The sequence below is a fragment of the Rhodococcus sp. NPDC056960 genome, assembly GCF_042674125.1.
Taxonomy (GTDB): Bacteria; Actinomycetota; Actinomycetes; order Mycobacteriales; family Mycobacteriaceae; genus Rhodococcus_F.
The window spans coordinates 1-19190 of record NZ_JBHURF010000006.1; the positions used below are offsets into that span (position 1 = coordinate 1).

Annotated in this window: 16 protein-coding genes; 3 read left to right on the forward strand and 13 right to left on the reverse strand. The window is 65.1% G+C overall.

Annotated features, from left to right (window positions below):
• Positions 1-120: 120 nt before the first annotated feature.
• Both ahpF and ahpC read right to left on the reverse strand, forming a co-directional pair.
• On the reverse strand, positions 121-1713 hold the full coding sequence (ahpF, locus tag ACFTWF_RS10730; RefSeq protein ID WP_378461178.1) for an alkyl hydroperoxide reductase subunit F: 1593 nt from the start codon (positions 1711-1713) through the stop codon (positions 121-123).
• Between the two features lie 170 nt (positions 1714-1883).
• Entirely contained in the window at positions 1884-2447 is a 564-nt protein-coding gene (gene ahpC, locus ACFTWF_RS10735) for an alkyl hydroperoxide reductase subunit C (protein WP_185726099.1), read from the reverse strand.
• Between the two features lie 307 nt (positions 2448-2754).
• Between ahpC and ACFTWF_RS10740 the strand changes: the two genes are divergently transcribed.
• Positions 2755-3561, forward strand: a complete 807-nt coding sequence (locus ACFTWF_RS10740) for a class I SAM-dependent methyltransferase (protein ID WP_378461179.1) — start codon at positions 2755-2757, stop codon at positions 3559-3561.
• Here the strand turns inward: ACFTWF_RS10740 and ACFTWF_RS10745 are convergent.
• The 4 genes from ACFTWF_RS10745 to ACFTWF_RS10760 form a co-directional block, all read right to left on the reverse strand.
• Complete coding sequence (locus tag ACFTWF_RS10745; RefSeq protein WP_378461180.1) at positions 3558-4220, reverse strand: class I SAM-dependent methyltransferase; 663 nt, start codon at positions 4218-4220, stop codon at positions 3558-3560. The genes ACFTWF_RS10740 and ACFTWF_RS10745 overlap by 4 nt on opposite strands.
• A 95-nt stretch (positions 4221-4315) precedes the next feature.
• Positions 4316-5668, reverse strand: coding sequence for an amidase (locus ACFTWF_RS10750; RefSeq protein WP_378461181.1), 1353 nt, complete (start codon positions 5666-5668; stop codon positions 4316-4318).
• 203 nt (positions 5669-5871) lie between these two features.
• Positions 5872-6885 carry an Lrp/AsnC family transcriptional regulator gene (locus ACFTWF_RS10755; RefSeq protein ID WP_378461182.1) on the reverse strand — a complete coding sequence of 338 codons (1014 nt, stop codon included), beginning with the start codon at positions 6883-6885 and terminating at the stop codon, positions 5872-5874.
• Positions 6886-6954: 69 nt separating this feature from the next.
• Entirely contained in the window at positions 6955-8430 is a 1476-nt protein-coding gene (locus ACFTWF_RS10760; RefSeq protein WP_378461183.1) for an MFS transporter, read from the reverse strand.
• Positions 8431-8706: 276 nt separating this feature from the next.
• On the opposite strand from ACFTWF_RS10760, the gene ACFTWF_RS10765 reads away from it, so the two are divergent.
• On the forward strand, positions 8707-9843 hold the full coding sequence (locus tag ACFTWF_RS10765; protein ID WP_378461488.1) for an alkene reductase: 1137 nt from the start codon (positions 8707-8709) through the stop codon (positions 9841-9843).
• Here ACFTWF_RS10765 and ACFTWF_RS10770 read toward each other — a convergent pair.
• From ACFTWF_RS10770 to ACFTWF_RS10795, 6 genes are all read right to left on the reverse strand, one after another.
• Positions 9830-10624, reverse strand: coding sequence for an enoyl-CoA hydratase/isomerase family protein (locus ACFTWF_RS10770; RefSeq protein ID WP_378461184.1), 795 nt, complete (start codon positions 10622-10624; stop codon positions 9830-9832). The genes ACFTWF_RS10765 and ACFTWF_RS10770 overlap by 14 nt on opposite strands.
• Complete coding sequence (locus ACFTWF_RS10775) at positions 10621-11148, reverse strand: MaoC/PaaZ C-terminal domain-containing protein (protein WP_378461185.1); 528 nt, start codon at positions 11146-11148, stop codon at positions 10621-10623. Before ACFTWF_RS10775 ends, ACFTWF_RS10770 begins: the two co-directional genes overlap by 4 nt.
• A 4-nt stretch (positions 11149-11152) precedes the next feature.
• Complete coding sequence (locus tag ACFTWF_RS10780; RefSeq protein WP_378461186.1) at positions 11153-12955, reverse strand: AMP-dependent synthetase/ligase; 1803 nt, start codon at positions 12953-12955, stop codon at positions 11153-11155.
• 60 nt (positions 12956-13015) lie between these two features.
• Positions 13016-13840 (reverse strand): SDR family NAD(P)-dependent oxidoreductase, encoded by an 825-nt coding sequence (locus ACFTWF_RS10785; RefSeq protein ID WP_378461187.1) that lies wholly within the window; start codon positions 13838-13840, stop codon positions 13016-13018.
• Between the two features lie 19 nt (positions 13841-13859).
• Positions 13860-15023 (reverse strand): CaiB/BaiF CoA transferase family protein, encoded by a 1164-nt coding sequence (locus ACFTWF_RS10790; protein WP_378461188.1) that lies wholly within the window; start codon positions 15021-15023, stop codon positions 13860-13862.
• Positions 15024-15299: 276 nt separating this feature from the next.
• Positions 15300-16454 carry an acyl-CoA dehydrogenase family protein gene (locus ACFTWF_RS10795; RefSeq protein WP_378461489.1) on the reverse strand — a complete coding sequence of 385 codons (1155 nt, stop codon included), beginning with the start codon at positions 16452-16454 and terminating at the stop codon, positions 15300-15302.
• A gap of 353 nt (positions 16455-16807) precedes the next feature.
• On the opposite strand from ACFTWF_RS10795, the gene ACFTWF_RS10800 reads away from it, so the two are divergent.
• Positions 16808-18304 (forward strand): carotenoid oxygenase family protein, encoded by a 1497-nt coding sequence (locus ACFTWF_RS10800; protein WP_378461189.1) that lies wholly within the window; start codon positions 16808-16810, stop codon positions 18302-18304.
• Positions 18305-18392: 88 nt separating this feature from the next.
• Here the strand turns inward: ACFTWF_RS10800 and ACFTWF_RS10805 are convergent, their stop codons facing one another.
• Positions 18393-18974 (reverse strand): TetR/AcrR family transcriptional regulator, encoded by a 582-nt coding sequence (locus tag ACFTWF_RS10805; RefSeq protein ID WP_378461190.1) that lies wholly within the window; start codon positions 18972-18974, stop codon positions 18393-18395.
• Positions 18975-19190: the final 216 nt, after the last annotated feature.

The following is a 19190-nucleotide window of genomic DNA, read 5'->3' on the forward strand; positions in this document are numbered from 1 at the left end:
GCCTGGTGGCGGTCACGATCTCTATGTCGAGATCCGGATTCTGCGTGCGCAACTCTTCCAGGTTGGGAGCCAGGATGAACGCCCCGAATCCGTCCCGCCATGCGGGCACGGCTCGCCGAGCTATCCGACCGTTGCAGCGGCAGCGCTCTCGGCCGGCGCGCTCGTCCGGATGAGCCGATCGAACGCACTCAGGGCTGCCGTCGCTCCGGCGCCGGCGGCGATCACGATCTGCTTGTACGGGACGGTGGTGCAGTCACCGGCGGCGAACACGCCGGGTACCGACGTCTGACCGCGGTCGTCGATGACGATCTCGCCGCGAGCGGACAACTCGACCGTCCCGTCCAGCCACTCCGTGTTGGGGAGCAGACCGATCTGGACGAAGACACCCGCGAGGTCGAGCGTGTGCGCGGTGTCGGTCGAGCGGTCCTGGTAGGCCAGACCGGTGACCTTGTTGCCGTCTCCGAGGACCTCGGTCGTGAGGGTGTTCAGCAGGATGTCCGCGTTCGGGAGGCTGCGCAGCTTGCGCTGCAGCACCTCGTCGGCCCGGAGCACCGAGTCGAACTCGATGAGCGTGACGTGGTCGACGATTCCCGCGAGATCGATGGCCGCCTCGACGCCGGAGTTGCCGCCGCCGATCACGGCGACGCGCTTGCCCTTGAACAGCGGACCGTCACAGTGCGGGCAGTAGGTCACACCCTTGTTCCGGTACGCGTCCTCGCCGGGCACGTTCATCGAGCGCCACCGTGCACCCGTGGACAGGATCACGGTACGCGCGAGAAGGGAAGCGCCGCTGCCCAGTTCGATCTCGACGAGACCGTTCTCGGTGGCAGCCGGCACGAGCTTCGCGGCCCGCTGGGTGTTCATGATGTCGACGCCGTACTGGCGGACGTGATTCTCGAGCGCGGACCCGAACTGGGGGCCCTCGGTGTACGGGACGGAGATGAAGTTCTCGATCGCCATGGTATCGAGCACCTGCCCGCCGAAGCGTTCCGCGGCGATGCCGGTGCGAATTCCCTTGCGCGCGGCGTAGACCGCGGCCGCGGCACCGGACGGGCCGCCTCCGACCACGAGCACGTCGAAGGGATCCTTCTCGCCGATCGCGGCGGCCGCACGCTCGGCGGCGCCGACGTCGAGCTTGCCGATGATCTCCTCGAGGCTCATCCGGCCGGAACCGAAGAGCTCGCCGTTCAGGAAGACCGTCGGCACGGCCATGATCTGGCGGCCGTCGACCTCGTCCTGGAACAGGGCGCCGTCGATCGCGACGTGGCTGATGCGCGGATTGAGCACGCACATCAGATTCAGGGCCTGCACGACGTCCGGGCAGTTCTGGCACGACAGCGAGAAGTAGGTCTCGAAGTGGAAGTCACCGTCGAGGTCGCGGACCTGCTCGAGCAGCTCGGCGGACTCCTTCGACGGGTGACCGCCGACCTGGAGCAAAGCCAGTGCGAGCGACGTGAATTCGTGACCGAGCGGGATGCCGGCGAAGCGGACCGCGATGTCGGTGCCGCTGCGGCGGACGGCGAACGACGGGCGTCGCGCGTCGTCGTCTCGGCGTTCGTAGGTGACCTTGTCCGACATCGCCGCGATCTCGGTGAGCAGTTCGGCGAGTTCGGCCGACTTGGGTCCGTCATCGAGCGAGGACACGAGCTCGATCGGCAAGGTCAGCCTTTCGAGCAGGGACTTCAGTTGGCCGGCGAGCGAGGCTTCAAGCATGCGGATCTACTCCATCGATCGGGAGGACAGGGGATCGGGAACCGGAGTACCTGGGCAGGTCCGGAAAGTGTTGGTGCGACACCGATTGCCCCCACGGGAGCTGAGCACCGGGAACCGAGGGCACGGGCCCAGAAGACCTGGGCCCGTGCCGACGGAACGACTGGGCTGCGTCAGATCTTGCCGACGAGATCCAGCGACGGAGCGAGGGTCTCTTCGCCCTCTTCCCACTTGGCCGGGCAGACCTCGCCCGGGTGCGACCGGACGTACTGGGCGGCCTTGACCTTGCGCACCAGCTCGGCGGCGTTGCGCCCGATGCCTTCCGCGGTGACCTCGGTGAACTGGATGACACCGTCGGGGTCGACGAGGAAGGTGCCGCGGTCGGCCAATCCCTCGTTCTCGCGGAGGATCTCGAAGTTCCGGCTGATCTCCTGGGTCGGGTCACCGATCATCGCGTACTTGATCTTGCCGATGGTGTCGGACGATCCGTGCCACGCCTTGTGCGTGAAGTGGGTGTCGGTCGACACCGAGAAGACCTCGACGCCGAGACGCTGCAGCTCCTCGTAGTGGTCGGCGAGGTCGCCGAGTTCCGTCGGGCAGACGAAGGTGAAGTCGGCCGGGTAGAAGAAGAAGATCGCCCACTTGCCCGCAACGTCGTCCGCGGACACGGTGGTGAACGCGCCGTCCTTGAACGCATTCGCGGCGAAGGGCTTGATCTGCTGGTTGACCAGGGCCATTGAAAGAAAACCTCTATTCGGTGGAGACGGGAAGGCGATACCGACGAGGCTATCCAGCTGTCTGGAATAGGTCCAATCTATGAGACCTATTCCATAGATTGGATGGAGCTATCAATGTTCCCGGCCGATACGCCGCGGCGCAGGTCAGCGCCGTACTTTCCCTGCGCCGCCCGAGGCCGCCGCCCGGCGTGCGGTGTGACCACCGTGACACTCCCAGACCCGGGAGTTGACGCGGCCGTCAGCCCGCGGCCTCACCCCGGCCGCGGGGCTACCCGGAACCGGAATCACGCAGTCCTATCGTGGTGTGGTGAGCGATGACAGCTGGGCCGGTTTGGCCGACCTCTTCGCGGATGAGGCGTATGCCTCGGTGAAGGGCCGCGTGCGCACATACGTGTTGCACCGGCAATTGCTCGAGCACTTACCGGCACCACCCGCCACGGTGCTGGATATCGGCGGCGGTGCGGGCCATCAATCGTTTCCGCTGGCCCACGCCGGCTACGACGTGACCCTGCTGGACCCGTCGCCGGCGATGCTGGACAAGGCGCAACAGCGACTCCAGCGGCTACCCGAGGAGACCCGGCGCCGGGTGACGCTCGTCCGGGCCGACGGCGAGAACGCCGTCACGGCAGTCGACGGTCGACGGTTCGACGCCGTGTTGTGCCACGGGGTGCTCGGGTACCTCGAGCAGCCGGAACCGCTGGTCGACCAGATGTGCCGATGCGCCGCCCCGGGTGGCGTCGTCTCGATCATGACGGGCAACGCCAGGACGCTGGCGGTGCGCCCGGCGCTGGAACGGCGGTGGGAAGACGCCCTCGCGGCGTTCGACGCCACCGGCGAGATCGGGGTGCTGGGCGTAGCGACTCGCGCCGACACCGTCGAGCACCTGAGCGCTCTCCTGCAGAACGGGGGTGTGACGCCACTGCAGTGGTACGGGGTCTGGCTGTTCACCGACTGGCTCGACTTCAGCGGAACCGAACTCGACCCGGCCGATGAACAGCAGGTCGCGACGATCGCCGCCGTCGAACTCGAGGCCGGCAGACGAGACCCCTACCGCCAGCTCAGCCGCCCCTTCCATCTCGTGGGACGCAAAGAGGCGGCCCCACAACACATCTAGCCGAGGTGGGCCGACAGCAACCATGCGGGCAGCATCGTCCTGCCCTTGTCGTCCTGCTGCCAGTTCGCGGCCTGCTCCGGGCCGAGCAGGGCATGGATGAATGCCGGGCGAATGTCGTCGACGGACCAGAACTCGGCCACGGCCTCGCGTAGCTCGTCTTCGGTCACCGGATTCGGTCCCTCCCCCTCCGGGAAGGCGCCCTTCGCGAACACCAGGATGTAGTAGGACGCGCCGGGAGCGGCCGCCCGGGCGACGGCGCGCAGGTAGTCGCGCCGCCGGTCCACGGGAAGCGAATGGAACAGGGTGCTGTCGACGATGGTGGCGAATCGGCCGTCGAATCCCGTGAACGAACAGATGTCCGCCACCTGATACGTGGCCGTCGTCAACCCGCGATCGGCCGCGGCCGCCTCGGCCGCCGCGATGGCCGTCGGCGACAAGTCCAGACCGACCACCGTGTACCCCTGAGCCGCCAGGTGCAGCGACGTCTCGGCGTGCCCGCACCCCGCATCCAGCACGTCGCTGCGAAACTTGCCCTCCGCTATCAGCTCGGCAATCTCGGGCTGCGGCTCACCGATGTTCCACGGCACCTGTCCCGAAAAATCCTCCGCCTTGCCTCGGTAGATGTCATCCCACGGCGCAACCTGATCGTCATCGGTCATGACATCGACGGTACGCCCGCGCCGCCGCCTCGGCTGTGATGAGCCTCCGGATTCGACTCGCCGAGTTCGATTCGGACAGTCGAATCCGGATTCCGTCACCTCACGAGCGGCGGCCGGTGAGTATGGAACCTGGTGGCATTCTGGAAGGCGATGGCCGCATTCAACAAGACGGTGTCCATCCAGTATCCCGCTGTCATCTGCAGCCCGATCGGCATACCGTCCGAGCGGAATCCACACGGAATCGAAATCCCCGGAATCCCGGCGAACGGCTGGACGAAATTGGTGCGTGACACGTCCATCATTTCGGAGTGCTCGAGCTTGCCGAGACGAGGCGTTGCGATCGGCACGGTCGGGCTCACGAATACGTCGACTTCGTCGAAGAATTCCTCGAGGTTGCGAACGAACAGCTGCCGGTACATTGCAGCCTCGGCGAATTGGGTCGCGGTGACCGAACGGCCGTGTTCGAGTGACATCACAACTTCGGGGTCGAGATCCTCGACCGGTCGGTCGAGATAGTCGCCGTAGAGCGCGAAGAAGTTCGCCGTCACCATCGGATAGAAGTGAGTTCGGCATTGTTCGGCACCCGGCACGTGCACCTCTCGGATGTGTGCACCGAGGTCACTGAGGGTACCGATGGCCGTGTTGACTGCCGCCAGGATCTCACTGTCCACATCGTCCATGAAGTAGTTCTTCGGGACGCCGATCCGGAGACCCTCGAGTCCTACACGACCGTGACCGAGGGTGTGGTCACGACGTCGCCGGACCGACGTCACATCGGCCGGGTCGTACGCGTCCATGGCGTGGAACAACCGGGCAGCGTCGACGGCCGTCCGTGCGAGCGGCCCCCCGACGGTGAAGGTCGCCACGCGGGTCGATGCGGTACGTCGGTTGGAGAGGCGGCCCGCCGACGGTCGCAGGCCGACGAGCCCGTTCAGGCTCGCCGGGATCCGGATCGATCCGCCGGAATCGCTCCCGATCGATGCCGTTGCCATCCCCGCAGCAACGCCGGCGGCAGAACCCCCGCTCGATCCGCCCGCGATGCGGTCCAGACCCCACGGATTCCGGCACGAACCGTGGTGAATGTTCTGGTTCGTCACCGACTGGCAGTACTCCGACTGGTTCGCCTTCGCCACGACGACAGCGCCCGCCTCCTTCACTCGGTCGATGACGAAACAGTCTTCGGATGCGCTGTGGGCGTATGCAAACGATGTTCCGTTGGTCGTCGGCGTACCCGCCACATCGAAGTTGTCCTTGACCGTGAGAGTCATTCCGTACAGCGGACCGGGCCAGAAGCCGTTCTCGACCTGCTCGTCGAGTCGACGTGCCTCGGCAATCGACTCTTCCTGACGAATTGTGATCAGCGAGGTGATCTCCGGCTCGTACTTCTCCATGTGGTCGAGGTTGGACCGGACCGCGGCTTCTGCGGATGTGTTTGCTGTGGTGATCATTCCAGCTCCATCGTCGTGGGTCGTGGCCGCCCGGATCCGCGGCAGTATCTGCGGCCGGAAACGGTGGCGTGCTCGTACTCTGGCGGGAGTAGAAACTCGGTGGCGAATATGTCAGGAAAGCGTGCGGGCAGGCGCCGTCATGTCCGGAAACCGGCCGTAGCGGGTACCGATCCAGCCGTCAGCATGCGCAGGATAGTGACTCGTCAGGCCCTGGTCGGCGGCACCATGGGCACCACGGGGCCTGTCGCACGGCCTTGATCGTCGAGGATGTGACCGACGTGCTTGCTGATCTGCATGACCACGGACCGGTCCGCCACTCGCGCCCCTGGCAAGAGCTTTTCGAAGAGCAGCTCGAACCGGTGGACGTCATTCAGCGTGCGCAACCAGACGGACAGGATCAGGTTGTATTCGCTGGCTACGAGTACGGCTAACCGCACTTCCTCGATACGTCCCAGAGACGTCCTGAGCCGCTCCACGAGAGTGGCGGGAACCTGCATGAAGTACCAGGCGTAGACAGGCCACTCCGAGTAGGTGCGGGCGATATCGGTACGCAGCCCGAGGGAACCGTCACGCCGCATCGTCGCGATTGCGTCGACCACCCGCTGGTTGCTGACGCCCGCCAACTCCGCGATCGCGGTGGTCGATGCTCGGCCGTCGATGCTCAGTTCGTGGTGGATCACTCGTTTGAGCTCCGGAGCGACGGTTCTTGCAGCGCGTGGACGCGGAGGGCGCGACCTCGGCACCTGGTCGACCTGTGCGGGTGCCAAGGTCCGGAGCCTCCAGTTCCCCGCTTCGAAGAGAACTTCGGTGATGAGGTGCGTCCGGGCTCGTCGAATATCCGGGTACTCACCGAGCCGGTGGAGCAGGAATCGGGAGGCTTCGCCCGAGTTCTGGGCGATCACGGTCAGCAGAAGGTCGCGACCTCCCGCAGTGAGATCGATGCTGGACACCAACGGGTCTTCGGCGAGTATCTGTGCGGTGAGCGCTGCTCTTCCCGGTCGGCATTCCACTTCGACCAGCGCGATGTGACCCGAAAGTGCTGCCGCATAACCGGTGATCCAGATGAGGCCCGCCTCATGGAGCCGACGGAACCGTCGCGACAAGGCCACGGGATCGACTCCCAGAATTCCGGCGAGGGATTTCCACGTTGCCCGAGGCTCGATCTGCAGTGCGTGCATCAGGGCAAAATCGACGTCATCCGGCTCGTAATCCTGCATAGTGTGTCCTTCGATTCCGCAGACATGAACCTTACATGCCCGAAATGAGGGGCTCCGGCGACTGCGACGTCACAGTCCGACGGAGTCGCGCACATCCGTTTCAGAGGTGTCGACGTCGCGACGGCGGTGATCTGTATTCAGGAACAACGCCAGTACCGCGATGGCTACACAGATTGCGGCACACGTGGCCCAGACGGCGTGGTAGGAACCCAGCGACGAGACGGTCTTGTCGACGCCACCGACATCGACCGTGGTCAGCATCGACGACATCACCAAGGCGAAGATCGCCCCGGCGATCGAACCGGCTCCGGTGCGGGAGGTGTTGTAAATCCCTGATGCAATTCCGACGGAATCCGATGGAGCACGATCGACGATGACGGCCGGCACGAGTCCGACGAGGATTCCGATGCCGAAACCCTGAAGGAACAGGTACACGGCAAAGACTGGAGCGCTCGCGGGGACGACGATCATCAGTGTGTAGGCGCAGGCGGTCAAGACCGCGCCCAGCGCGATGGCATGATGCCGGGCGCTCGCACGTGCAGTCCGGTCGCTGAGCGTGGAACCGAGAAATGCGCCTGCGGCGTTGACGGCCAGCAGCGTGCCGGCAAAGGAAGCGCTGACACCGAGACCGAACCCGTAGACGTCCGGGTCGGATCGCATGAACAGCGCAGTCGGCGCCTGGGATCCGAAAATCTGTGCTCCGATCAGAGCGGCGATCACCACGGGCAGCACGAGGCGTCCCCGAGCCATGACCGCGAAGTCGACGAGCGGATCGGTGACGCGACGCTCGACCAGAACCCAGACGACGAGTACAACCGTTCCTCCCACGATCAGCATCACGATCAGGGGGTCGGACCAGCCGAGACTGTTGCCGTTCGACACGCCACTGAGGAGTGCCAGCAAACCGGACGCCAACAGAATCGCGCCCTTCCAGTCGACCGTCGCTCGACTCCGCGCAACGGTCTCGCGGACGAGGAAGCGTGCGGTCGGAACGCACACGAGCATCATGACGGCCGGAACGAGAAGAACGAGAGTGAGGTTCTCGAGGGTCGTCATCATCGCTCCGGATACCAGACCTCCGACAAGAACTCCCGCAGTGAGGGAGCCGACCAGGTAGGCAATATTCCGGCCGGCTGTCTCTTGATCGCGATCACGCACGATGGCGAATTCGAGAGGAAGGAACGCGATCAACGGCGCCTGGAGCACGCGGCCTGCCAGGAGCAATCCGAACGTCGGAGCCAACGCGACAAACAGCGAGCCGACAGCGACCAAGGCTGCTGCGACTACCAGCATCCGACGGTGCCCGTAGATGTCGCCGAGTTTGGCAATGATCGGGACAAAAGCTACCGACGTCAACAGGAATATCACATTGACCCAGTTCAGAGCGGCCGCCGAAACATCGTGCGCCTCTCCGATACTAGCGAGAAGAGGCGGATACCAGCCCTGGAGCAGCCCACTGCCGAACTCCATGACGATGAGAAAGCCGACGACGGCGAAGGCTCCAGAATCAGCCTTCTCCGGGTCGCGCGAAAGACCTGCGCGCATCTGGTACTCCTTCACAGAATGGACAACGGGGACCGAACGATGGTCACCGCCACTGCTGTCACTTGGGCGAGGCGTCCGGAAACGCGGCCAAATGACAGCGTTCGCGCGGGAACAGCTGCGCAAGCGTTCGAATTCGCCGACTATCCGCGCTGCAGCTGCCACCACGGGCTCCGGGGACGGATCACGGCCAAGCAACCGACCTTGCACCTACAGCTATTTTTGATTCATACTTTCTCATAACATGGTGGAATGACGTCAGGAGTATAGATCGTGACCATGAAGTTGCTCAGTCCACTGCGCGTCGGCAAAGTCGATGCAGCCAACCGAGTTTTCATGGCACCGTGCACCCGGCTCCGCGCCGACCTCGACCAAGTCCCGACGCCGATAATGGCGGAGTACTACGCGCAACGCGCGAGCGCGGGAGTCATCATCACCGAAGGCATCAATCCGTCCCCACTCGGACGGGGGGAACTCAACCAGCCGGCGATGTACTCGGACGCGCACGAACGTGGATGGGAACCCATAGCCGATGCCGTGCACCGGGCCGGCGGCCGAATCTTTGCCCAGCTCATGCACGTCGGGCGCATTTCGTTTCCGGAACTGCTTCCGGGAGCGGTCACCCCGGTGGCGCCTTCTGCCGTACAGCCCGATCCCGGGTTCCGGGGATACTCGATCAGGTGCCCACGCCACGACCGGCCCTTCCCGACTCCAGATGCGCTGGACGGCACCGGAGTAGCTCGAGAAATCGGATGCTTCGTGGACGCCACGACGCGAGCAATTCGAGCAGGATTCGACGGAGTCGAGATCCACGCCGCCGGCGGATACCTGCCCATGCAATTCCTCTCGTCGGGTACCAATCTGCGCACGGACTCCTACGGAGGCTCGATCGAAAACCGGTCGCGGTTCCTGCTGGAGTGCATCGAAGGAGCCGCCGAACGAGTGGGCGCCGAACGCATCGCGGTGAAACTATCACCCGGCTTCTACTTCAACGACGTCCACGACGAGGACAGCACCGCCCTCTACACCTATGTCTCCCAACGACTGAGTGCCATGGGGTTGGCCTTCATCGAGGTATCGGACTACCGGGGCCGGCACTCCGAGGACGGCATCGATCCGATCAACCTGATTCGCCGCAACTACGACGGCGTCGTCGTGGCCAACGGCGGCTTCGACCAGCACTCCGCCGAGGAACTACTCCAGTCGGGGGCCGCAGACGCGGTGAGCTTCGGAGGAACCTTCATCGCGAACCCCGACCTTCCGAAGCGCTTCGAGACCGGTGCGCCCCTGAACGCACCGGTCCGGTCCACCTACTACACCAGCCCCACCGGACATTTCGACGTGGGATACACCGACTACCCGGCCATGTCCGCCCAGCCGTCGACCCCGACCGTACTTGCCCCTACCGACCGGTGAACCGTGGAGCACGCCGCTCGACGAACGACCGCGGTCCCTCGAGCGCGTCCTCGGTACCGAAGACACGCCCGGCGAGCTCGGCCTCGATACCGAATGGCGATTCCATCGCGGCCCCCTTGACGACGATCTCCTTCGTCGCTCGTGTCGCCAACGGTCCGGCCGCGCAGATGAGCTCAGCGATCCGCAACGCCTCGTCCACCAGATCGGCGGCCGGAACGACACGATTCACCAGTCCCACCTCGCGCGCCCGGTGGGCGTCGAGGGGAGCCCCCGTGAGGAGCATCTCCATGGCGACGGCCCACGGCACCTGGCGCGCGAGCCGCGACACGGTGCCGCCCGCTCCGACCAGCGCGAGCCGTGTCTCGGGGGTCGCGAACGTCGCGTGCTCGGCGGCGAGGCGAATGTCCGTCCCCAGCAACAGTTCCATGCCGCCCGCGATGCAGGCACCGTTGACCGCGGCGATGATCGGCGTGTAGACGTCGGAGAATATTCGTTTGCTCGGATCGGGGATCACCGCGCCCAGATTGCCGCCGGTCAGCGTGGGAATGAACTCCTCGAGGTCGGCGCCCGCACAGAACGCGCGATCTCCGGTACCCGTCAGGACGGCGACGCGGATGCGGTCATCGGCGTCGATCTCCGAGAACACGTCTCCGAGCCGTTCGAACATCTCGGCGCTGATGGCATTACCCACCCGTGGCCGGTTGAGGCGTACGACGCAGATCCCGTCGGACTGCTCCACCACGATCGAGTCGGGGACACCGTCCACAACGCTCACACTCATCTCACTCCGATCCTTCCGGCGTCGTCCCGGACCTCGGGGGACGTCGGCCGCTGCCGGATCATCGCGGCCCCTTCCATGGACAGCACGCGTGTGTGGCCTCGATCGAGCAGTCCCTGCCAGGTGACGACGGCGCGTCCGTCGGCGCGCATGCGCACCGTGCGGATCACCATGCTGCCGGTCAGCGTGTCCCCCGCGTACGCGGGGGCGTGCAGTCTCATCTCGTCGAAGCCGAGGCCCGCGACCATCGCCGTGCGATGGAGCACGGCCTCGAATTCGAGGACCTGAAGGATGGCCAGCACGTGCAACCCGCTGGCCACCAGACCACCGAACTCGGACTTCGCCGCCGCATCGCGGTCCAGATGGAACGGGAACGGATCCCATTTGCGTGCGAACTCGACGATCTCCTCTTCGCTGACGAATCGGCATCCCAGCGGGATCCGCTGCCCGGCTTCGAAGTCGTCTGCATAGACCGTGGCGTGCTCCGCGACAGTCGGTCGCGCAATCTGTCGTCCTGACCCCTGCATCGACTCAGCGTTCTGCCGTCTCGTACATCTCGTCGATGATCGCGGCGTACTTGCTCACGATCGAGGCCCGTTTGAGCTTCATGGTCGGCGTGAGCTCGTCCCGGCCCGGCACCCAGTCGCCCTCGAGGACGCGGTAATTCTTGATCTGCTCGGGGCGGGACAATCCCGAATTCGCACGTGCCACCGCATCGTCCAGCTCGGCCTTGACGATCGGGTGGTCCAGGAGTTCGGACGCATCGTCCGCCTCGACGCCGTGTGCCCGGGCGAACCGAAGCACCTCGTTCGCGTCGAGCACCACGAGCGCGACGTTGTAGGGGCGACGGTCACCTATCACCACGACGTGGTTGACGAGACCGGTGGCCCGCGCGAGCGCACTCTGGATCAGCGTCGGCGACATGTTCTTGCCGGCGGCGTTGATGATGATGTCCTTCTTGCGGTCGACGATGCGCAGGTAACCGTCGCCGTCGACCCGTGCGACATCCCCCGTGTGCAGCCAACCGTCCCGGTCGATCGCCTCCGCGGTGCGTTCGGGCATGCCGCGGTAGCCACGCATCACGTTGGGACCCTTGAGAAAGAGCTCGCCGTCCTGCGCGAGGCGGACGGTCACCCCGTCCAGCGCCGGGCCGACCGTGCCGAACCGGACCCGCGACGGCGGGTTGGCCGCGCAGACCGCCGACGACTCGGTCATGCCGAAAGCCTCCCCCATCGGCACACCGAGGGCGTGGAAGTATTCGACCATCTCGGAGTCGACCGGCGCGCCGCCAACGATCGACGCCGAGATACGGTCGAGCCCGACCTGTCGTCGGAGATTCCGTAGTAGTTCCGCTTCGTCCGGCGTGAAGTCGAAGTCGGGGCGTTCGAGGCCGGCCTCGAACGCTTTCTGCTCCGCGCGGACCCGCGCGATCCCCAACTCGATGACGCGCCTGATCTCTCTCCTGCGCTCCTCCTCCGCCACACTTGCCACCGCATTGTCGATGTCGGTGCGCAGTTTCTCCCAGACTCGCGGCGTCGATGCGAAGAAACTAGGACGCACGTCCTTGAGGTCGGCGAAAATCCGGGCCGGGTCGGCGCAGATACTGACGCTGAATCCCAGCATCATCGCGACGTAGTGGTCCATCATTCTCGCCATCGCGTGCGCCATCGGCAGGAACGACAGCTGGTTGGCTCCCTGTGGGATCTCCATCCGTTCGACGAAGGTCCGCATGGCGAACGTGATATTCGCGTGGGTCAGCTCGACGCCCTTCGGGTCGCCCGTCGTGCCGGCCGTGTACACCAGGGTCGCGACGTCGTCGGGCGAGACGGCTGCCGCGGCCGCTTCCAGATCGAAATCGGCGTCGGCCTCGCCCGCCAGGGTGTCCCAGTCGGTCAGGTCGTGCGGCTCCGAGGACATGACGACGACCCTGTCGACGATGGCGCCCAGTTCGGCCGCACGCTCGGCGAACGCCGCCTCCGTGAACACCGCCCGGGTACCGGAGTTGTTCAGAACGAAGCGCATGGCCTCGAGCGAGGCACTGTTGTAGAGCGAGAAGCTGGTGATTCCCAGATGGAGGGCGGCCGAGTCGACGAAGTGGAATTCTCGCCTCGAAGTGAAGAGCAGCGCGATGGTGTCGCCGCGGCGCAACCCCAGACCCGCCAGCACCGCCGCAGCCGTTCGCACCTGTTCCGCATACTGCGCCCAGCTCATAGCGGGGATTTCGTCGGTCGCGTGGAACGCGACCTCGTCAGGGCGCTGTCGAAGCGTGAGCTGAAATGCCTCGGGCAGTGTACCCGCGTAGAGGGCCTTCTGCCTGTCCGCCGGCATGGTCATGGCTGGTCCTTTCGGCAATCCCCGAAATCGGTTGGCTCGACATGAGATAGGCGCGGATTGTCAGACCTCGGTAGCGCGCTCACCCAGGTGCTGCTCGAGTACCTCGGCCACGTCCTCGGCTGTCCACGTATCCCGGCCGACACCGCGCTCGGGGAAGCTGGGCAGGTTCATCACCTTGAGATCGCGCTTCTCGAGGCGCAGCACTCGACCGGTGAATGCGACGCGGTCGCTCATCAGGTAGACCGCCAGCGGTGCGATCTCGTCGGGCGACGGAAGTGTCGAGTAGTCGATACCCGCAATGGGATTGGCCTCCAGCATCGGGGTTCGTGCGCTCGGCGCGATCGCATTGACCTTGATCCCGTGGCCCTGCAGATCCACGGCCCATCCGTACGTGAGGGACGACACCGCGCCCTTCGTCGCCGCGTACGCGCTCGTGCCGGATCGGCCGAGATGCGCGGTCGAGGTGACGTTGACGATCCTGCCGCCGCCCGACCCGACCATGGCTCGCGCGGCGTGGAGCCCGACGAAAGCCGAGCCCAGTAGATTCGTCTCGACCAGCGCGCGGTAATCGGCTTCGGTGTCCGCGAGCACGTCGCCCATGTGCATGATGGCGGCGTTGTTGACCAGCGCGTCGATGGCGCCGAAGCACTCGACGCACTGCCCGACGATCGCCGCTGCCTCGTCCCAGTTCGCGATCGACCCGACGTACGGCTCGGCCCTGCCGCCCGACGCGCGGATCTCGGCGACGACGCCGTGCGCCCGGTCCCGGTCGATGTCGTTGACCACCACGGCCGCGCCCGCGGCAGCCGCCGCGAGGGCATAGCTCCGACCGAGCCCCCCTCCCGCACCGGTGATCACGACTGCCTGATTATTCAGTATTCCCACGTGTGAGAGCTCCTTCTGGTCAGATGGTGACAGGCTGCGCCGCGCGCTGGTCCGTGCTGCCGATCGGGGCACCCCACGACGCGGTCAGCTCTCGCCAGTCGCCGTACTCTGCTGGACTCGACGGCGTGCCGGGCGGTGTCTTACTGAACCGCGGCGCCGGCGCCGGTTGCGCCACACCGTCAACCGAGAGGATCGTCGACCGCGCCTTGATGTGCTCATGCTCCGCGGCCTCCGAGAGGCCCAGAACAGGTGTGCAGCAGGCGTTCGTGTCTTGAAACAGCTCCGTCCACTCTCGACGGGTCCGGGTCAGGAAGAGCGCCGACAGTTCACCGGCGAGGGCGTTCCAGTTCACCGGGTCGAGGCGCTCCGCCTCGCTCATGCTCTCGATACCGGCCACGGCGGCGAACTCGTCGTAGAAGGGCTGTTCGAGGGCCCCGAGCGCCATGTACTTGCCGTCGGCCGTCTGGTACGTGCGGTAGAACGGTGCTCCGCCGTCGAGTATGTTGCTTCCACGTTCGGCGCGCCATCGCCCGGCATTGCTCAGGCTGAAGTAGAGCGTGGACAGGACGGTCGCCCCGTCCACCATCGCCGCGTCGACGACCTGCCCCACGCCCGATCGGGATGCCTCCCACACGGCCGCGAGCAGTCCCATTGCCAGGAGCATGCCGCCACCGCCGTAGTCGCCCACGTAATTCAGCGGCGGGAGCGGGGCCGAACCCGACTCCCCGATCAGGTCGAGGGCTCCCGTCAACCCGATGTAGTTGATGTCGTGTCCCGCGGTCTGGGCGAGCGGTCCGTCCTGCCCCCATCCCGTCATCCGTCCGTACACGAGCTTCGGATTGCGCTCCCGCATCTCTTCCGGACCGAGGCCGAGTCGCTCCGCGGTTCCCGGGCGGAAGCCCTCGATCACGACGTCGGCCTGCTCGATGACCGCGATCAGGTCGGTTCGGGCCGCCGGGTCCTTGAGGTCGAGTTCCCACACGGTCCTGTTCCGCTCGATCAAGTCGAGCGGCGGCGGGTCGACGGGCCCCGCCTTCGCCTTCCGCGGGCGCTGCACCCGGAGGACCTCCGCGCCCAGGTCGGCCAAGAGCATCGCGCAGAAGGGCGCCGGGCCGATCCCTGCGAGCTCGACCACTCGCAGGCCCGCCAGTGGGCCTCGTGGGCGTACTCCGCTGTTGTCCATCTTCAAGTCACTCCAGTCTTCGACAGATAGGAATAGGGGGCGGCCTTGCGCGCCGAAAGCAGTTGGAAGCTCGAATTCTCCGCGTCTGCCCTTTCCGAGGGGCTCGCGAAATGTCGTTCGGCAGAATGGCCGAACCCCCTCGACGAAACGCGTAAGGGATTCGGGGTTAATTTTGAGAGTACGTTGCTCATATCCCTCGGTCAAGCAATTTCTGTGATCTGATTCACCGGAACCGCGCCTGGGCACGGACGTCACATTCGCCCGGAAACACCGTTGTCAGTAGGACTTCGGGAGCCCCAGCGAGTGTTCGGCGACGAAGTTCAGGACCATCTCCCGCGACACGGGAGCAACCTGGATCAGACGCGCCAGCCACCACATGTCGGTCAATCCGTACTCGAGCGCGAAGCCGTTTCCGCCGTGCACCTGAATGGCACTGTCGAGGCAGTGAACTCCGGCCTCGCCGGCGAGGTACTTCGCCATGTTCGCGGTCTCCCCCGCCGACAATCCGGCGTCGTAGAGCCTGGCAGCCTTCTCCATCATCAAGCGGGCCGACTCCAACTCGACCTTTGCCGCGGCGAGCGGGTGCGCGACGCCCTGATGTTTGCCGATCGGCACACCCCACACCTCACGCTCGTTGACGTACCGGGTTGCCTTGTCCAGCGCGTAGCGACCGATCCCCACACAGAACGCGGCACCGAGCACCCGCTCGGGATTGAGACCGTCGAACACGGCGCGGAAACCCCGGTGCAACTCACCGACCAGCCGGTCGGCCTCGAGCGTCACGTCGTCGAAGAACAACGTCCACTGCTTGTCCGGCGCCTCCAGTGCGGTCGGAACCAGCTGCCGGGTGAGCCCGGGCGCATCGCTGTCGACGATGAAGAGCGACAGTTGCCCCTTGCCGGTCTTCTCGTCGGTCCCGGTCCTGGCCACGACCAGAATGGCATCGGCACCCTCGACGCCGGAGATGAACGTCTTCGTGCCCGACAGCACGTATTTGCCGTCGACGACGCGGGCCGAGGTCGATACCCCCTGCGAGTTCGATCCCGCCTCCGACTCGGTGAGCGCAAACGAGAACTTGAGTTTCCCGGTGGCGAGGCCCCGCAGCCACCTTTCCTTCTGCTCGTCCGTGCCGTGCTTGGCGAGGATGCTGCCACCGATCGACTGCGAGTAGACGAGCAACTGGAGCGGGCATCCCGCCGCGGCCAACTCCTCGGCGACGATCGCCAGCTGCCAGAGCCCTCCGCCACCACCCCCGTACTCTTCCGGCAGGCTGACCCCCAGGAATCCGAGTGCGGCGAGCTCGTTCCAGAGTTCGTCGACCGGCAGTCCCTGGCGTGTCTTCTCCATGAAGTAGTCATGGTCGAATTTCTTGGCCAGATCGGCGACGACCTGACGGAGCGCGGTCTCATCCTCCGACGGGACCAGGCTCATTACGGGCATAGCGTTCGCCACTTGTTCTCCCTTCTTCGCACCAGTGCGAAACGGTCGCGGATTTCCGGCCCGGCCGGACCGAGCGCATTCCCGAGACCAAGAACGTTCGTTTACCGGCCGACGGTAGCACCGGTTCCGGACCGGCACCAGATCCACACGAATCCAGCCCAGTCGTGGCACCTTCATGCGGTAAGTTGCCGCCCGAAGAGAGTTGAGGTGCAGCTCCGCGAGACCATCGAAGGTTCCCAAACCTTTTGAGAACGTTCGTTTACTCGCAATCGTCGATCGTGTTACTTTGGTGATCCACCGCGGGACTCCGTGGTGCGAACTTTCACCACCGGGAGACGAGAGATATGGGCTACCCACTTCCCAAGGGCAATTCGTTGCGGGGGCCGTTTCAGCCGATGCGTTTCGAGGCGACGGTCGAGGAGTGCATTGTGACGTCGGGGGAGATTCCGCGGGAGTTGTCGGGTGGTTTCTATCGGTCGGGTCCGACGTGGCGTCGTCCGTCGAAGCAGGGTACGACCCCGTTGATCAGTATGGACGGGATGGTGCAGGGTCTGGTTTTGGACAATGGTCGGGCGGATTTTCGGAATCGGTGGATTCGGACGCCGAAGTTCGTGGCGGAGGAGCGGGCGGGGCGGGGGTTGTTCGAGTGGACCGACGGGGGGTTCGGGGATTGGCGTGATCACGCGTACGGCGATGTCGTGCGTGACGAGTTCACGGCGGGGGTTCCGCAGGGGACGAACAACATCAATATTTTCCCGTTCGCGGGGGAGGTGTTGGCGTCGGGTGAGCAGGGTGGGCCGCCGATCGCGTTGGATCCGATCACCCTGCAGACGCGGGGGGTGGTGCCGTGGTCGAGTAAGTTGTCGGCGGGTTTGCACGCGAAGTCGTCGTTCGGGGATGCCTCGTTCACGGCGCATCCGAAGTGGGATCACGACACCGGGACGTTGTATGGGTGGAATTGGCGGGACGAGGCGCCGTTCGTGACGATCCATATCGTGCATCCGGATGGGGTGGTGGAGTCGCGGGATCTCGAGGATGCCCCGTATAACACGGTGGCGCATGATATTTGGTTGACGCCGGAGTGGATTGTGATGCCGTTTCAGCCGTTCACGGCGGATCGGAAGCAGATCACCGAGCGCAAGTTGGGGATCTGGGGGTGGGATGCGTCGTTGCCGATCGTGATCGCGTTGATTCCGCGGCATGATCTGCAGGGGCAGGTGCGGTGGATCACCACGGATCTGCCGGCGGAGTATGTGATGCACACCTTGTCGGCGAATGTCGAGGGTGATCTGTTGATGTTGGATGCGCCGATCTTCAACCGGCCGCCGTTTCCGTTCGCGGAGGATTTCGCGGAGGGGGAGGATGTGGCGTTGTTCTTCTCGGTGTCGCGGAGTTTTCTGGGTCGGTGGACGATCGATCTGAAGACCGGGGCGGCGAAGACGGAGCAGCTCTCGGATCGGCCGTCGGAGTTGCCGAAGGTCGACGAGCGGTTCTACGGCAAGGGGTACACGTTCGGTTTCCAGGTCGGTGGGGTGGTCAAGCGTAACGGGATGTCGATGAACAGCCTGGTCGTGACGAATGTGAAGACGATGGCGGAGCAGGTGTATCAGATTCGGTCGACGGAGGCGGCGGCGGTGTTGGAGGCGACGTTCGCGCCGCGGACCCCGACCTCACCGGAGGGGGATGGGTTCATCATCGTGCCGGTGTCGTGGTGGGCGGAGCGGCGGGGTGAGTATCTGATCTTCGATACCTACGACATCACCGCCGGCCCGGTCGCGCGGATCGAGATTCCGTTCCTGATGGGCTGGACCCCGCACGGACACTGGATGGACTTCCGCTGACCGAAGCGGTTGACCCGTCCGTCCCGGCCGCCGGTGATGCACTCGTTGCATCCGGCGGCCGGACCTCTGCCTGCCACCACCGAGTTCCTCAAGCACCCTTCACAGCGTCGACAGCGCGATCGCCGGCCAACGCCGTCAGTGATGCTCTGGCCATGTGATGAAGCATGCCGGCGATATCCGACGGACGCTTGGCCCCTTCCCTGCGGGAGGTATCCGACGAGATCAGGCCGTGCACCGCACGCACCGCCGCCGCGAGTTCTTCCCTCGCATGGCCGGGATAGTTCGCGTCGAGAGCTCGAATCCAGCGGTCGATGTACATCTTCTGACGCCTCATGATGTTCGCTCGGTAGACCTGCGACAGCGTCGCCTGCTCACGGTTCCAGATCGTGGTGAGCTCCGGATTTCCGATCGAGAACTCGACATGCGCGGCGATCAGGCGTTCCAGTTCGTCTTCCGGAGAGTCGATCGGTTCCCCGATCCGGATCAGCAGCGCGTCGAGGAGACGGTCGAAGAGCGCGGCAAGCACCTCGTCCTTACTGGAGAAGTGGCGGTAGACGGCCGAACCGGTGATGCCGGCAGCCGCGGCGATGGCATCGACGCCCACTCCGTCGAAACTCCGCCCGGAGAACAGTCGGGTCGCCGCACTGAGGATCTGATCTTCTCTGGACATACCTGGATTCTAGGCGCCTTAGTGGTGGAAACGAATTCCCACTTGCAGACGACGCGCAACCCCTCTTCCTGCAAAATTGCTACCGAGGCGCGGCCGAATGATCAAAACGATCGTTTCCATTCAGCAGGTTACCGGGGACGACCCCCGACAGATATCCTGAGTGAACGCCGTCGAGAGGTGTGTGCACCGTGTATCTCCAGTGGTCGTGCCGTCGGA

Bases quoted from the DNA above. Each gene is read 5' to 3' on its own strand.
- ahpF (WP_378461178.1), bottom strand. From the start codon at position 1,713: ATGCTTGAAGCCTCGCTCGCCGGCCAACTGAAGTCCCTGCTCGAAAGG.
- ACFTWF_RS10805 (WP_378461190.1), bottom strand. From the start codon at position 18,974: ATGTCCAGAGAAGATCAGATCCTCAGTGCGGCGACCCGACTGTTCTCC.
- ACFTWF_RS10765 (WP_378461488.1), top strand. From the start codon at position 8,707: ATGAAGTTGCTCAGTCCACTGCGCGTCGGCAAAGTCGATGCAGCCAAC.
- ACFTWF_RS10780 (WP_378461186.1), bottom strand. From the start codon at position 12,955: ATGACCATGCCGGCGGACAGGCAGAAGGCCCTCTACGCGGGTACACTG.
- ACFTWF_RS10770 (WP_378461184.1), bottom strand. From the start codon at position 10,624: ATGAGTGTGAGCGTTGTGGACGGTGTCCCCGACTCGATCGTGGTGGAG.
- ACFTWF_RS10755 (WP_378461182.1), bottom strand. From the start codon at position 6,885: ATGCAGGATTACGAGCCGGATGACGTCGATTTTGCCCTGATGCACGCA.
- ACFTWF_RS10800 (WP_378461189.1), top strand. From the start codon at position 16,808: ATGGGCTACCCACTTCCCAAGGGCAATTCGTTGCGGGGGCCGTTTCAG.
- ACFTWF_RS10790 (WP_378461188.1), bottom strand. From the start codon at position 15,023: ATGGACAACAGCGGAGTACGCCCACGAGGCCCACTGGCGGGCCTGCGA.
- ACFTWF_RS10795 (WP_378461489.1), bottom strand. From the start codon at position 16,454: ATGAGCCTGGTCCCGTCGGAGGATGAGACCGCGCTCCGTCAGGTCGTC.
- ACFTWF_RS10760 (WP_378461183.1), bottom strand. From the start codon at position 8,430: ATGCGCGCAGGTCTTTCGCGCGACCCGGAGAAGGCTGATTCTGGAGCC.
- ACFTWF_RS10775 (WP_378461185.1), bottom strand. From the start codon at position 11,148: ATGCAGGGGTCAGGACGACAGATTGCGCGACCGACTGTCGCGGAGCAC.
- ahpC (WP_185726099.1), bottom strand. From the start codon at position 2,447: ATGGCCCTGGTCAACCAGCAGATCAAGCCCTTCGCCGCGAATGCGTTC.
- ACFTWF_RS10745 (WP_378461180.1), bottom strand. From the start codon at position 4,220: ATGACCGATGACGATCAGGTTGCGCCGTGGGATGACATCTACCGAGGC.
- ACFTWF_RS10750 (WP_378461181.1), bottom strand. From the start codon at position 5,668: ATGATCACCACAGCAAACACATCCGCAGAAGCCGCGGTCCGGTCCAAC.